Origin of the sequence: Sulfurimonas sp. (assembly GCF_041583195.1) — a bacterium.
Taxonomy (GTDB): domain Bacteria; phylum Campylobacterota; class Campylobacteria; order Campylobacterales; family Sulfurimonadaceae; genus Sulfurimonas.
The window spans coordinates 14,148-28,842 of the sequence record NZ_JBFHGL010000011.1; the positions used below are offsets into that span (position 1 = coordinate 14,148).

Consider the following 14,695-nt stretch of genomic DNA (forward strand, 5'->3'; position numbering starts at 1 on the left):
TGTAATTAGTTAATTTATATATAATGGTATAATTACTAATACTAGCTAAAAAGGGGTTTAGTGTTTAGTTTTAGTAAAATAAAAAATATTGTACTAGTAATTATAATTACATTAATAACGCCTATTATTTTAGGTACTGTTCTAAACTCAATTGTATCTGAACGTTTTATAAGTATACCTCTACACTCTGTAATAGAAACTTCAGGTGGGATCATAGCGATTGTAATATCTATGATCTTTTATGTAAAATCATCTAAAGAGCATATATTAAACCACTTCAACTTTTCAACTACGGCACTTTTAGCTATGGGAATCATAGATATATTTCATGCTTCTGTAATGCCTGGTAAAATGTTTGTATGGCTGCATTCTACCGCCGTGTTTTTTGGTGGTCTGTTTTTTATAAGTGTATGGCTTAAAAATGTACAAGTATCAAGAAAAGTATATATATCTATACCTGTTTTATTCATAGTATTTCCCATAATATTTTCTCTATTATCAATATATTTTCATGAGCTGATTCCACCAATGCTTAATGATGACAACTCGTTCACAACAGCAGCAAATTTTCTAAATATCATTGGCGGAATAGGTTTTTTTATAGCATCTGTAAAGTTTATATCCAACTACATGAAAACAAACAACTTGGATGAACTGCTATTTGCGGGACATACTATGCTGTTTGGCATTGCAGGTGTTTTATTTTTATCTTCTGTAGTATGGGATGCTCAATGGTGGTTATGGCATATTTTAAGATTATTAGCATATATAATCGCATTTTACTTTTTATATAAAGAGTATAAAGATGAGATAGAAATAGTAGAAAAAACAAATGTAGAGCTAGAAATTGCAAATGATAAAATCGTAGAATATCTTGATATTGTTGATAAAAATGTAATTACCTCAACTACCGATACTAAAGGTGTTATTATAAAAGCTAGTCAGGCATTTTGTGATATAAGCGGATATTCCAAAGATGAACTTATTGGAAAACATCACAATATAGTAAGACATCCTGATATGCCTAAAGAGTTGTATAAAGAGCTATGGAGTTATATAAAAAATGGTAAGCAATGGTCTGGGGAGATCTTGAACAGAAGAAAAAACGGAAGTTCATATTGGGTAGAGACAACAATCACACCTCAGTATGATAAGAATAACAATCTTATCAGTTTTACTTCTATTAGACATGATATTACCGATAAAAAAAATATTGAGATCTTGTCAATCACTGATGAACTAACCAACCTATATAATAGAAGATTCTTTAATAAAACAATAGAAAAAGAGATAAACAGAGCCAGACGTGACGGCAAGTTTTTAAGTTTTATGATTTTGGATGTAGATCACTTCAAACTATACAATGACACATATGGTCATATATATGGAGATACCGTACTCAAAAAAATAGGTGAAGTTTTATCTACAAATACAAAAAGAACAAGTGACTATGCTTTTAGACTAGGTGGAGAAGAATTTGGAATAATTTTTTCAGGTGTAAATAAAGAGTGTTCATTTGAATTTGCCAAAAAAATAATAAAAGAGATAGAGGAACTTAAAATACCACATGAAAAAAATTCTGCTAGCAAATATGTTACTGCTTCTGCGGGATTAATTGTTAAAAAAGATGAGTCACTAAAAGATTCTGATAACATATATGCATCCGCTGATCAGCTACTATATGAAGCTAAAGAGAGTGGTAGAAACAAAGTTATTATATAAATTGTTACGATAATTATCACAAAGTGTGATATTTTTTAATTTATCTTTGCTATATGTATAAAATTGTATTATAATAACATCTTATTTATCACAAAGTAGTTACATTTTATATTAGGGAAGATAATGACACAACCAGTAGATATTATTATTGTTGAAGACGACGAGATAACAGCCTTAAATCTCAGTATGTCGTTACAAAAACACGGTTATAACGTGGTAGCAGTTTGTTCTAACGTAACAGATGCAAAAAATAAAATTTCTACTAATATACCAAATTTAGCAATTATTGACATATCTCTCCAAGATATATCCGATGGGATTGAGTTAGCTACGTTTATTAAACAACAATATAATATTCCATTTATATACCTAACATCTCACAGCGATGATGATATTATATCTCAAGCTAAAATCACAGAACCTTACGGATATATCGTAAAACCGTTTGATCCAAGCTCACTTCATGCGACTATTCAGATGGCTTTATTTAAATTTGATGTTGAAAATTCTAGAAAAGATGATCTAAGCTCACTTAAAATGGATAAGCTAAATCTTGAAAAACTTTTATATTCTAAAAGAGCTTCAGATGAACCTATTGTTCCTTTTGGAAGTGATTATCATCTTGATATATCTATATGTGAAACTTTTTACAAGGGTAAAAAGATCAAACTGACAAAAAAAGAGAATGCTTTTTTACGTCTACTTGTAGCTCAACTTGGTCAGGTTGTTACGTTTGAGCAAGCAAGAGATTATGTTTGGGATGAGAGCGGAGCAACTGAAAACAGTGTGAGAACACTGGTATGGAGACTTAGAAACAAACTTGAGACAGATATTATAAAAAATGCCTCAGGTATAGGTTATTTTATAGAAGAATAACTAAACTACTTTAATACTTTGAAGATATTTATAAATATCTTCATAAGATCCTTTATAGTTATAATCATCTACTTTTGCTTTTGCTTTTTGTTCCATTTCACTTGCTAACTTTTGTAAGAACTCTATTCTAAAGTTTGCACTTGATCCTTTGATACTATGAGATTGTAAAGCTATATTTTTATAATCTTTTTTATCTATTGAAATTGCAAGTTCTGGTAAAATAGTTGACATCTTTTTTAGATACAACTCAAGAAGCATTGTAAGTTCATCTCTTGTTAGTTGCAGCTCTTCCATAAGCTTGTCCGTATCAAGACCTTCTACACTTTTACTAGATTCTACAACTTTACTTTTTACTTGTTTTTTATCATCTTCTTCAAGATATTTGTCAAAAACTTTTTCAAGCTCTTTTATAACTATAGGTTTTCCTAAAAATGAATCAAATCCGCTTTTAAGACCACGCTCTTTAGCCCCTTTGATCACGTTAGCAGTAAGTGCTGAAATCGGAGTATGTTTTAATCCTATATTTTTTTCATAGTTTAGTATCTTTGCAACAGACTTATTCCCGTCCATTATAGGCATCTGCTCATCCATAAGTATAAGATCATACTCATCGTTATTTTCCCTATATAGATCATATGCTTCTAAACCGTTGTTTGCTATATCAAAATCTAGACCGTATTTTGACAACATTATTTTTATCAGTTCTTGGTTTGCTTCATTATCTTCAGCAACCAGTATTTTCCCTTTATAGCTCTTTATTTTACGCTGGTTTATTATATGTTTCTTGCTAGGATTTAACAGTGCCAGAAACTTAGATTTAAACTTTGCACAATATAGAGGGAAAGTAGCTGACTGTATATGCTGATACCCTTCATATTCACTGTTTTCTTTACTCATTAAAGCTATATATTTTTTATCTGCTGAATTTATAATATACTCTTTAAGAGTCTTATCTTGCAGATCTTCACTTATAAAAAATGCAATATCAAATGCAATATCAAGATTATTAACTATATCAATCTTTATATCAAATAAATTAAAATATCTCAGTATAGAGTCAAGTTTGTATCTGCTTTTTTCATTGTTAAAATAAAAAACAATTTTTTTATCAAATATGTTTGGCATACCACCCATAACCGTACAAGTCAGACTCTCTACTTTTACAGGCACATCAAGATAAAATGTACTACCCTCGCCCAGTTTTGACTCAACATGGACATCACCCTTCATCAGGTTTGCCAGTTGTCTACATATTGATAAGCCAAGTCCTGTACCGCTTGTAAAATCCAATGTCTTGTCATGTGCTTGCGTAAACGCAGAAAAAATAATCTTTTGATTTTTTTCACTTATACCTACACCGCTGTCATTTACACTTATACTAAGCATCTGATCTTTACATTTAGCTTCAACAGATATTCTACCGCCATGTGGTGTAAACTTTATGGCATTACTTAAAAAATTTGATATTATCTGTTTAATTCTAAGTGCATCTGCATATATTTCACCTGGAATTTTAGGATCTATAAAAGAGACTATTGTGATATTTTTATTTGATGCTGAAGCAACAAACAACTCCAGTGTATGGCTGATCTCATCATGAAGAGAAAAAAACTTAGGTTCTATTGTAAACTCGCCGCTTCTTAGTTTTGAGAAATCCAATATATCGTTAATAATACTAAGAAGTGTTTCACCACTTGTATTAATAGTATCTAAATAGTTTCTGTGTTTATCAGACAACTCTTCATCTCTAAGAACATTTACAAAACCAATAATTGCATTTAATGGTGTACGTATCTCATGTGACATGTTGGAGAGGAAATGATCTTTTGCCAAAGTTGCTTTTTCGGCTTTTGCCCTAGCATCTGTAAGTTTTTGAAAGATTGTATCTGTATAGTATCTAAGTATTCCTCGAAAGTTTTGATCAAACAGATATGAGATCTCATCAAAAATATCTTTTGAATTAATCTTTGCGTCATATGTAAAATCAACCATAGAACGGCGAAAGTGACTACATATTTCAAAAAGCTCATCTGCACTGATTTCTCTGTTTTTTAGATAAGCTAAAAGTTCTTTCATTACAGGGCAGTTGCCAATCTCTGTTTCACCACTTATAACACCCATAAAATAATCAAACACGCCAGAACCGTATATCTCTATAAAGCTTTTTGGTTCAATTGAGTGCTGAAGAAGTATTTTTTTTGGAGAATCATATGAAATCCAATTTGCCAATATATCCTCTTTAGCTTCTATAAAATTACTTCTATGCTTTACTAATTCTTTACTTTTAATCTTCATGTCAGCTATTTTTTTAATATTTTACTTATGATCTCATACGAGTTTTTAGAAAGTGATTCAACACTAACAATTCTTTCGAGTTCAGTTTTTATGAGGGCTTTATTGGTATCATTCATCTTCTCATATATTTTAAATGCACCTGCTAACGCTGAGGCCATTTGAGCATTGATTTTATCTATCTCTAAAATTTTATCTGCAACAAATTTATACCCTAGTCCGTCTTTTGCATGGAAGTGTTTATAGTTTCTTGCAAATACTCCAATTAGTGAACGTACAAGATTTGGTACTTTTTCATCATAAGCCTCATCGTTTTGAAGAGCCATAACACGATCTAGAGTACCAGCTCTCTCAGATGCCGATAGTATTGCAAAATATTTATTCATTACGAGTGTGTCTTTTTTATATTTTGAATAAAAATCTGCTAAAGCGATTGCACTCTCTTTTTGTGTCGTATTTTCAAGTATATCCAAGGCTATTATTTTATCAGTCATCGTTACAGAGTTTTCATATTGATCATAAGCTAAAGCTGTAATTTCCACATCTTCAAGAGCACTCAACATTTTTAAAACCCTATTTTTAATTGCGCGCTCACCCATACTCTGTGAATCAATTGCGTCATTTTTAGGTTGATGGTTTTGTTTGTACAGTACGATAAGTTTATCTCTATATACACTAGCAAGATGTTTTTTCAGTTTTTCTCTTACCTCATACAGCGGTTCAAAATCAACCACCTCTTGTCTTTGCATAAGCGTAGATATAGAAGGCAGTTCAAGTACAAGTGCTTTAAATGACAGATCCAGCTTTGCATCTAAAATAAACCCGTAAGTTTTTACAAAATCTTCATTTATCTCTTTTGCATTCATCATATCCTCAAGTGTCTCAATAGCATATGACTGCATAGACTCATATTTCACAAAAGAGTTTGAGTCGTGTCTGCTTAAAAATGGGTAATCATTTTTTTCCTGTTTGATAATTACAGGTGCTGAAAAGTCACGGTTGATCGATAAAATAGGCTTAGAAGGAAGTTTCCAAGTGAACTCTTCAAACTCTTTTGAAACTATTATTATCTCCTCTAAACTTTCCCTGCCAGATTCTTCTAATAGTGCTATTTTCAGAGGAAAATAGTAAGCTTTTTGAGCTTTTCCATCTAGCGTATTTGGAATTACCTGAGTTAAACGAAGTGTATAAGTACCATTCTCATATTTTTCACTTACCAGTAACCTAGGTGTTCCGTTTTGGTGGTACCATCTCTCAAATTGTGTCAGGTCAACTTCGCTTGCTTCACTCATTGCCCATAAAAAATCTTTTGTAGTTACAGCCTGACCATCAAAACTTTGAAAATACAGATCGGTTGCTTTTCTGTAGTTTTTTTCTCCCAAAAGAGTGTGAATCATACGGATAACCTCAGCACCTTTTTCGTATACGGTTGCGGTGTAGAAGTTATTCATAGATATATATGACTCGGGCTGAATCGGGTGTGATGTTGGTGATGCATCTTCAACAAACTGACGATCACGCAGAGCTTTTACATCTTCTATACGCTGAACCTCTTTAGAGTTTAGATCAGCAGAAAAACACTGATCACGAAAAACAGTAAGACCCTCTTTTAGAGTCAGTTGGAACCAATCGCGACACGTAATCCTATTACCTGTCCAATTATGAAAATACTCATGTGCAATTACACTTTGAATACCCATAAAGTCCCTGTCGGTTGCAAGTTCTTCATTTGCTAAAACATAATGGGAATTAAAAATATTAAGCCCCTTGTTCTCCATTGCACCCATATTAAAACTGTCAACCGCCACTATATTGTAGATATCCAGATCATACTCACGACCATACTTTTGCTCATCCCATAGCATTGCATCTTTAAGTGATTTCATAGCGTGGTAACATTTTGATTCGTTTCCAAGATCACAATATATATTTAACTCGATCTCTTTTTTACCCATAGTTGTAAAACTATCTGTTATGGAACCTAAATCACCGGCAACCAATGCAAAAAGATACGATGGTTTAGGATGAGGATCAAACCATGTAACACTATGTTTATCACCTAAATCACTAGTAGTTTTTTTATTTCCGTTTGCTAATAGTACAGGGTATCTTTTTTTGTCCGCTATAACAGTTGTCGTATACACAGACATAACGTCAGGCCTGTCTATATACGGGGTAATTCTTCTAAAACCTTCAGGTTCATTTTGAGTACAAAAAATTGAACCTGACTTATACAAACCTTCCAATTCTGTATTGTTTTGCGGATATATTTTATTTTTTATCTTTAACGTAAACTCAGCAGGGACATTATTTACACTCAATACTTCATCTTTATAGCTGTATCTAGTATCATCTATTTTTAAATCATTTATATATATTTCCAATAGTTCTAGATCGATACTGTCAAGCTTTAATGTAAATGCAGGATCAATTTCCTGAGATTTAATCTGCATAACATTCGTAACCGTAGTAAATTCCTCTTCAAGTTCAAACGTTAAATCTAAACTCTTCACTTTGTAGTAAGGTTTTTTATAATCTTTTAAATATATTGTTTTTACCATTAATCCCTCTTAATTTTATACTGAAAGTAGATTTCTACCATTTTCTTTTGATTTATACAATAGATCATCTGCTCTTTTTAGCAAACTGTCTATTGATTCGTTATTTTGAAATTCAACTAAACCTATACTTAAAGTAACTTGTTTATCAATTTCAAAATTATACTCAGAAATATTTTTCATAATTCTTTCTAAAGAATGCTTTGCATCATCCATACCTGTGTCCGGCAATATTAACAAAAATTCTTCACCGCCGTATCTTCCTATATGATCAATTTCACGAATATTTTTCTTAATAATATCAACCATACGAATCAGAACACTATCACCTTTGTCATGACCAAACTCATCATTTATCTTTTTAAACCAGTCAACATCCGCCATAGCCAAACACAGTTTTGTGTTGTTTCTAGCAGCTCTTTTTATCTCATGGTCTAAAATCTTTATAATTGAGTAACGGTTATGTGCTTGAGTCAAATAATCTGTTTTTGCAATCTTCTCCAACTCTTTTGTTATTTGGACAAGTTGTTTTGTTCTATCTTTTACTTTTAATTCTAGAGACATATTTAAATTTTTTAGCTCGTTAGCTTTTAAATTGATCTGTTTATGGTGTCTCTCAAACGCTTTTTTTACATAGTTAGAAATAAGGTATGAGATAATCAATGAGATAAAAAGTAAGGCAAAACTACCATAAATGATATTATTTAGTTTCATATCATGAGCCTCATCTAACACAATGCTTTGCTCAGCGGCACTCTTTCTTATACTTGACTCATAATATCCGCTCACGACAACCCAGTCTGAATTTGGAACCTGCTGTGCATATGCATACTTTATCTCAACATTACCAGAAGCTGGGTTTTGCCATTTGTAAGTTACGTAACCGAACTTTTTATCTTCAAACATATCTTTAATAGCAAGATAAACTTTGTTTGTATCTTCACTAAAATTTGATATATTTTTCCCAACCAGTTTAGAATTTGTTGAGTGCATAATAATCTCTGCATTTTTATTCACTATATAGATATAGTTTGAACTCATTTTATCAATACTGTATAAACTTTTTATCAACATCTCATCTGATCGTTTTGATGCAGAATCAAGATACTCAGATGAGCCCATATACCAATCATATAAGCCAAACTTTTTTACATATGCAAGCTGATGGTACTGTTTGTTCATCCCTTTATTTGGTCTGGTAAATGTATCCCAAAGGTAACCCTCCCCTTCGTTTTTACATATATCAATCTCCTCTTTTATTATCTCTTTACCGCTTGCATCTTTAAAATTGATGATTGAACTACCTTCTAAATGCCTTAAGTACTCAGGAGCTAGGTAAAATACACCCTTATAATCCAATATCCATATAAAACTTTCTCCCCCATTCCAGGTTAAAGGTCTTAATGTTTCAATAATAAGTTCTTGTATCTCTTTTTTTGACTTACTCGCTCTATATTTTTTTTCTAAAGATTTTGCAATTTTTATAGCATTGTTTACTCTTTTTTGTATACGGTATTTCATCTGATCTTGAGTAATACTTTTATGATAAGTTATATAATCTACAATAGAATTGACTCTACTTTTGATTGTTTTTCTATATGCATTATGTAAGTCTTTTTCTATTTCTGCAACATTTTTTTCATAACTTTGATTACTGGCATTTATTATTAGAAAGCTAAATAGTAAAATAACAGAAGGTATAAATATGAATGGACCGTATGCCAATAAGTTAACAATGTTGTGTTCATTTATAAATCTATATTTTTTGTTGTTATTTTCGGCCATAATTATTATTATATCTTATATGTTTTTGTTTATCCTTAATATAACGTTTGATAAAGATTATTTTGTTAAAATACATAAAGATATTTTGTTAAGGATTTTTATGAAAACTCACACTCTTTTAATGCCGCTTGATATGCACTTACACCTACGTGATGGTGTTATGCTTGAAAATGTAGCTCCACTTACTGCTTACAGTTTTTCAGGTGCTATTATTATGCCAAATCTAGTACCGCCCGTTACAACTTTAGATGATGTGAAGAAATATAAAGAGCGTATTATGGCTACGGTTCCAAATGATTATTTTGAACCGTATATGACACTTTTTTATAAAAACTACGACAAAGCATTTTTAGAAAGCGTTGCTGATCATATAACAGCTATAAAGCTTTATCCTGATGGTGCTACTACAAACTCTGAAGGCGGTGTAAGCAGTTTTGATATTGAAGAGATGCGTGAGACGCTAGAAGCTATGAGTGAGTTAGAGATCCCTTTATGTGTGCACGGTGAAACTGCAGGTTTTGTAATGGATAGAGAAGCCGAGTTCATGAGTATATATGAACTTCTTGCAAAAAACTTTCCAAACCTAAAAATTATTATGGAGCATATAACTACAAAAGCCGCTGTCGATATGCTTGATAAGTATGAAAATCTATATGCAACTATTACTGTTCACCACCTGCTTTTAACTCTTGATGACGTAGTTGGCGGAATGATGATGCCACATAACTTTTGTAAGCCTATTGCAAAGCGCCCTGAAGATCTCGATGCTCTTTTAAGTGTAGCTCTGGAAGCTCATCCAAAAGTTATGTTTGGATCAGATTCTGCGCCACATCCAAGAGATAAAAAAGAATCTTGCGGATGTGCAGCAGGTGTATTTACCGCACCAATTGCATTACAACTGCTATGTGAAATATTTGAGCAGTATGATAAACTAGAAAATCTACAAGCATTTGTAAGCGACAATGCCCAAAGCATATACGGTATATGCCCTGAGTTTAAAGAGGTTGTTTTAGAAAAACGCCCTTTTGAAATTCCTGATAGCTATTCAGGTGTTGTGCCTTTATATGCAGGTAAATTAATTAACTGGGCAATTCAAAGCGTTGAATAAGATACTACTGCTTGAGGACGATATTTTACTGGGAGAGACACTGGTAGATCTATTAGAAGATGATGGCTATGAAGTTCATCATTTTCCTAACGGTCAAGATGCACTAGATGCAACATTTGATAAAAAATTTGATCTGTATATTCTTGATATAAACGTCCCTCAAATTGATGGCTTAACTTTGCTAAAAGAGCTAAGAGAAGCAGAAGACAACACACCTGCCGTGTATCTTACATCACACCAAGAGAAAGATAAACTTATGCAGGGTTTTCAAAACGGTTGCGATGATTTTATAAAAAAACCGTTTGATAACGATGAACTTTTAGTTAGAATCTCATCTATCTTAAAAAGAACTATGCCTGCAAAAAAATCTGAATGCATTGACAAACTTTGCCATGATGAAGTTCATAAAAGAATCCTTTACAACAATGAAGAACTAGATCTTTCAAAAAAAGAGTATCAACTCTTGCTTTTACTTATGAAGCATGTAAATTCAACTGTTCCTAAAGAGCTTATTTTGGATGAGTTATGGAGTATTGGAGAGGGTGGAAGTGACGGTGCATTAAGGGTTTATATAAACCGTATTAAGCAGTTGCTTCCTGATGTAAATATTCAAAATATAAGAGCAGTCGGATACAAACTTGTTTTATAATCTACGTCTAAATATTTTTATATATTACTTTTTTACAACCATAGGTTTTTTGGGTGTATTTTACTATTTTTTAGAAGTTTTAGCATTTGATGATCCTTACCTTCTCTTAGCAATTTTGGCAACACTGGCTATATTTTCAGGTGTGTTTATATCAAAGCTTGCCGTGAAACCTCTAACAGATCATTTAAATAATATTGAGCAGCTCTCAAAAGAGACTCTACATGAGTTAAACCTTCCAATAGCAACCATTAAAACAAATTCACAGATGCTCAAAAAAAATATAACAAATGAAAAAGATATAAAAAGAATCTCAAGAATTCTAAGTGCATCAGATATGCTTCAACAACGTTATAACGAGCTTGATTATATGATCAAAACCCATACTACAAAAGAGATAGATGAAGAGTTTTATCTAGATACGCTTGTTAAAGAGCGTGTAGAGTTTTTACAAGGGATCTATCCAAACAAAAAAATAAATTCAGAACTTGAACAAACACAGATTACAAATGACAAGATAGGTCTAAGTAAGGTAATTGACAATATTATTGATAATGGGGTAAAATACAGCCAAAATAACGACAATATAGATATTATTTTAAAAAATAAAAAACTAACCATCCAAGATTACGGTCAAGGAATGGATGAAAATGAAGTCGTTCGTGTATTTGACAAATACTATCAAAGTGATTCAGATGCACAAGGTTTTGGAATCGGGCTTAGTTTAGTAAAAAGGTTTTGTGACAAACAAAATATAAAGCTTTCAATAGATTCAAAACCAAATGTCGGAACAAAAATAATTTTAGAATTTAAATAAGGAAACAAATGAGCAATTCAAATCTTTTAGCGTATGCTGAACAAACTGTAGATTATGGAGTAATGGGGATACTTGTAATTATGAGTATCGTTACTCTATGGCTATTCATAGAGCGAATGATGTTTTACAGAAGTGTACGCCTTGATGATTATGATAACAGAGACAACTTAGAGCTTGATCTGACTGACAACATCAGCATCATAAGTGCTATAGGCTCAAATGCTCCATATGTAGGACTTTTGGGTACTGTTCTTGGAATTATGCTGACTTTTTATACTATGGGTGATGCAGGTGCGGTTGATGCAAAAAAAATAATGGTTGGTCTTGCTCTAGCGCTTAAAGCTACTGCTATGGGTCTGATTGTGGCAATTCCATCAATCATCTTCTATACTATCTCTTTAAGAAAAATAGAAAAAATCTTAACAAAGTATGATATAAAAAATGGCTAAGTGCAAAAAAGCTCCAAAAAGATTTGATGAGATAAACGTTATACCGTTTATTGATATTATGCTTGTGCTTTTAGTTATGGTTCTAACTACTGCTACTTTTATAAAACAGGGTGTAATTCCCGTAAATCTTCCAGAAGCAAAAAAAGCAGACAAGCAAGATACTAAAAAAGAAGTAACCATATACGTAAACGCGAAAGGTGAGATCTTTTTTGAAAAAAACAGAGTAAATCTAAAAAGCCTAAAAGAAAACCTAAGCACTATCTCAAAAGAGCAGACAGTTATTCTTAGAAGCGATAAGGAATCACGCTTCCAAGACTTTGTAAGTGTTATGGATATACTAAAAGAGCTAGAACACGAACAACTTTATATTGTTACTAAAGAATAAAATTCTAGATTTAAAACAGGTGTTCAAACAGTTGCTTAACACCTTGTTTTATTAACTCATCTTTTATCTGATCACCAATACCGTTTGACTGTGTATTTGGAGCTTGATAAATAACTTTTGCTTTATTTTGCTCTTCTAACATCCTTTTTTGTTCTGAGAGTAAAAATTCCTGATACTCTCTTTTTTCTTTATCTTTTAATATCTCTGTTGTTACATCGATCATTGTAGCTATAATTTTTTCGCTCAAACCCATTTTAATCAACAGATCAATCTCATCTAAAGTAAACTCTTTATACGGAACTTTTACCCTTTTTATTAAAGAAACAACTAAAAACTCACTCTTACCATCATTAATCAGCTTTCTAATATCTCCAACTTTCATACCTGCAGGACCTGTAAAAAGGAGTCTTATACTGTCATCAAAAATATAGTAGACGCTATCCGGGTTTTCATCTGTATATTTTTTCAACCCTTCAAAGTCGTTGTTTTTTAAAAAAGTATCTACCTCTTTTTTCAATTTATCTTCATGCTCTTTTTCTTTTTTTAGAGCCAGTTTTTCTTCTTGTTTTTTTAGATATAACTCTCTGTCTTTTTTTGCATGCTGTTGTAGATAACTTATAATTTTGGAATCGCTTGCAGACTCTATCGGAGTCTTTCCATCATTGTCCAATAAACTGAGATCAGCCCCGTGTTCTGACAAGTATTTTACTATTTTAAAATAGCCTTTGTTTGCAGCCATATGTAAAGGTGTAGCACCCCAATGATCATTTGTTGTTTTGGCATTGTTTATATTAACATCGGCTCCCTGCTCCACCAAATACTTAACAACATCTAAATGTCCTTGTATCGATGCTGCATGCAATGGTGCCCAATAGCTATCTGGATAAGCCGCATCAATTTTTGCACCATGCTCTACCAAATATTTAACAGCTTCTAGTTGTCCATTATGTGCCGCCCAAGATATTGGCGTATATTCTAAACTTAGCGTGTTTATATCTACACCGTTATTAAGTTCTTTCTCTATAGTTTTAATATCGCCAATGCTAGCTGCAGTTGCAATTTTAGCTACACATCCAGAAAAGAAAAAAACCACAAATACTGTAATAATTCCTAGGAGGTATTTTTTCATTTTATTCGTATGTTTTATCCATAAGTTTAATGCCGCTTGTCCATGAAGTGTTTGAATCATCTTTTTTTACTGACTCTTCAATCTTTTTAACTTCCTTAACTGGCTGTTTTTTTTCAAACTCTTTTTTCTCGATTTGCTCTACATCATGAAAAAGCGTTGAGGCTATAAAAAAAAGTATCATAATAACTACAACACTTGCATAAGCCAATAAATAATTTTTAATATGTCCACTTTCAAATGGATTTTCGATCTTCAAATTAGTTACCTTTGTTAAATATTTTTCTAATTGTATCTATATTTTTTTAATAATACTCAGCATTTTAGTTAATCTAAATTTTATAATAAAATGTAATAATTATTACTTATACAAAAGGCTGTCTCATGAATAATAAATTGAAAGTCACTGCTATATTATCAGCTAAAGTCCGTTTTTTACTATATTTATCATCGTTATCTACCCTTGTTTTTTCAGAAAACTACTGTGTAAATATATGTCCTTTTATCGACGGTCTCTCTTTTGGTTCACTAACTTTTAACCTTTTTATCATATTTATTTTTCATGTAATTGTCAGGGAACTTCTATTTTACTTCTTTAAAGATGTCCCACCTACTTTGACAACTCCGCGTTATGCATATTATCTATCTATAATTTCTTGGCTGATCGCAGGTGTCGCTGCGTTTGCATTGCACAGTTATCTATATCCATACTTTCCAATTGGCAGTCATTTAAAACTACTTAGCAGTTACTGGATTTTAGGTGCAGGAATTTTGGCTCAGTTAGAGTATATAATATATGAGCAAAAATATAAGCAGATAACAAATGAGTTATATTTGATCTCATTTAATGAAAATATATCTCGCAGAATATTTGAGAGTTTCATTATACTCAGTGCAGCTCCATCTATAACGATAATGCTTATATTGGCAC

General features: G+C 31.9%; 12 protein-coding genes and 1 pseudogene. 8 read left to right on the top strand and 5 right to left on the bottom strand.

Annotation, left to right across the window (positions count from 1 at the left end; translation table 11 throughout):
• The first annotated feature begins 60 nt into the window (after nt 1–60).
• Nucleotides 61–1,722 (top strand): diguanylate cyclase domain-containing protein, encoded by a 1,662-nt coding sequence (locus ABZA65_RS09945; RefSeq protein ID WP_373073198.1) that lies wholly within the window; start codon nt 61–63, stop codon nt 1,720–1,722.
• 123 nt (nt 1,723–1,845) lie between these two features.
• Nucleotides 1,846–2,598: a response regulator gene (locus ABZA65_RS09950; RefSeq protein ID WP_373073200.1), complete on the top strand. Its 753-nt coding sequence runs from the start codon at nt 1,846–1,848 to the stop codon at nt 2,596–2,598.
• Here the strand turns inward: ABZA65_RS09950 and ABZA65_RS09955 are convergent, their stop codons facing one another.
• Genes ABZA65_RS09955 through ABZA65_RS09965 form a run of 3 tightly spaced genes read right to left on the bottom strand, consistent with a single transcriptional unit; the run spans nt 2,599 to nt 9,233 of the window.
• Nucleotides 2,599–4,893: an ATP-binding protein gene (locus ABZA65_RS09955; RefSeq protein ID WP_373073202.1), complete on the bottom strand. Its 2,295-nt coding sequence runs from the start codon at nt 4,891–4,893 to the stop codon at nt 2,599–2,601.
• Nucleotides 4,894–4,898: 5 nt separating this feature from the next.
• The gene (gene pepN, locus ABZA65_RS09960; RefSeq protein ID WP_373073204.1) at nt 4,899–7,451 is read right to left on the bottom strand and encodes an aminopeptidase N; all 2,553 of its coding nucleotides are present in this window, start codon (nt 7,449–7,451) and stop codon (nt 4,899–4,901) included.
• A gap of 15 nt (nt 7,452–7,466) precedes the next feature.
• On the bottom strand, nt 7,467–9,233 hold the full coding sequence (locus tag ABZA65_RS09965; protein WP_373073206.1) for a cache domain-containing protein: 1,767 nt from the start codon (nt 9,231–9,233) through the stop codon (nt 7,467–7,469).
• Between the two features lie 100 nt (nt 9,234–9,333).
• On the opposite strand from ABZA65_RS09965, the gene pyrC reads away from it, so the two are divergent.
• From pyrC to exbD, 5 genes are read left to right on the top strand one after another with little or no spacing between them, the layout of a single operon-like run.
• On the top strand, nt 9,334–10,341 hold the full coding sequence (gene pyrC / locus ABZA65_RS09970) for a dihydroorotase (RefSeq protein ID WP_373073208.1): 1,008 nt from the start codon (nt 9,334–9,336) through the stop codon (nt 10,339–10,341).
• Entirely contained in the window at nt 10,334–10,990 is a 657-nt protein-coding gene (locus ABZA65_RS09975) for a response regulator transcription factor (RefSeq protein ID WP_373073210.1), read from the top strand. Before pyrC ends, ABZA65_RS09975 begins: the two co-directional genes overlap by 8 nt.
• Nucleotides 10,980–11,804, top strand: a complete 825-nt coding sequence (locus ABZA65_RS09980; protein ID WP_373073212.1) for a sensor histidine kinase — start codon at nt 10,980–10,982, stop codon at nt 11,802–11,804. Before ABZA65_RS09975 ends, ABZA65_RS09980 begins: the two co-directional genes overlap by 11 nt.
• A gap of 8 nt (nt 11,805–11,812) precedes the next feature.
• Nucleotides 11,813–12,253: a TonB-system energizer ExbB gene (exbB, locus tag ABZA65_RS09985; protein WP_373073214.1), complete on the top strand. Its 441-nt coding sequence runs from the start codon at nt 11,813–11,815 to the stop codon at nt 12,251–12,253.
• Nucleotides 12,246–12,638: a TonB system transport protein ExbD gene (exbD, locus tag ABZA65_RS09990; protein ID WP_373073216.1), complete on the top strand. Its 393-nt coding sequence runs from the start codon at nt 12,246–12,248 to the stop codon at nt 12,636–12,638. Before exbB ends, exbD begins: the two co-directional genes overlap by 8 nt.
• Nucleotides 12,639–12,648: 10 nt before the next feature.
• Here the strand turns inward: exbD and ABZA65_RS09995 are convergent, their stop codons facing one another.
• Together ABZA65_RS09995 and ABZA65_RS10000 are read right to left on the bottom strand one after the other, a co-directional pair.
• The gene (locus tag ABZA65_RS09995; RefSeq protein ID WP_373073218.1) at nt 12,649–13,767 is read right to left on the bottom strand and encodes an ankyrin repeat domain-containing protein; all 1,119 of its coding nucleotides are present in this window, start codon (nt 13,765–13,767) and stop codon (nt 12,649–12,651) included.
• Between the two features lies 1 nt (nt 13,768).
• A complete protein-coding gene (locus tag ABZA65_RS10000; protein WP_373073220.1) occupies nt 13,769–14,023 on the bottom strand; it encodes a hypothetical protein in 255 nt (84 codons plus the stop codon).
• A 125-nt stretch (nt 14,024–14,148) separates the two neighbouring features.
• On the opposite strand from ABZA65_RS10000, the pseudogene ABZA65_RS10005 reads away from it, so the two are divergent.
• Nucleotides 14,149–14,679: pseudogene (locus ABZA65_RS10005) on the top strand (hypothetical protein); the annotation flags it as partial.
• Between the last annotated feature and the right edge of the window lie 16 nt (nt 14,680–14,695).

Bases quoted from the DNA above. Each gene is read 5' to 3' on its own strand.
- ABZA65_RS09950 (WP_373073200.1), top strand. From the start codon at position 1,846: ATGACACAACCAGTAGATATTATTATTGTTGAAGACGACGAGATAACA.
- ABZA65_RS09955 (WP_373073202.1), bottom strand. From the start codon at position 4,893: ATGAAGATTAAAAGTAAAGAATTAGTAAAGCATAGAAGTAATTTTATA.
- pepN (WP_373073204.1), bottom strand. From the start codon at position 7,451: ATGGTAAAAACAATATATTTAAAAGATTATAAAAAACCTTACTACAAA.
- ABZA65_RS09965 (WP_373073206.1), bottom strand. From the start codon at position 9,233: ATGGCCGAAAATAACAACAAAAAATATAGATTTATAAATGAACACAAC.
- pyrC (WP_373073208.1), top strand. From the start codon at position 9,334: ATGAAAACTCACACTCTTTTAATGCCGCTTGATATGCACTTACACCTA.
- exbB (WP_373073214.1), top strand. From the start codon at position 11,813: ATGAGCAATTCAAATCTTTTAGCGTATGCTGAACAAACTGTAGATTAT.
- exbD (WP_373073216.1), top strand. From the start codon at position 12,246: ATGGCTAAGTGCAAAAAAGCTCCAAAAAGATTTGATGAGATAAACGTT.
- ABZA65_RS09995 (WP_373073218.1), bottom strand. From the start codon at position 13,767: ATGAAAAAATACCTCCTAGGAATTATTACAGTATTTGTGGTTTTTTTC.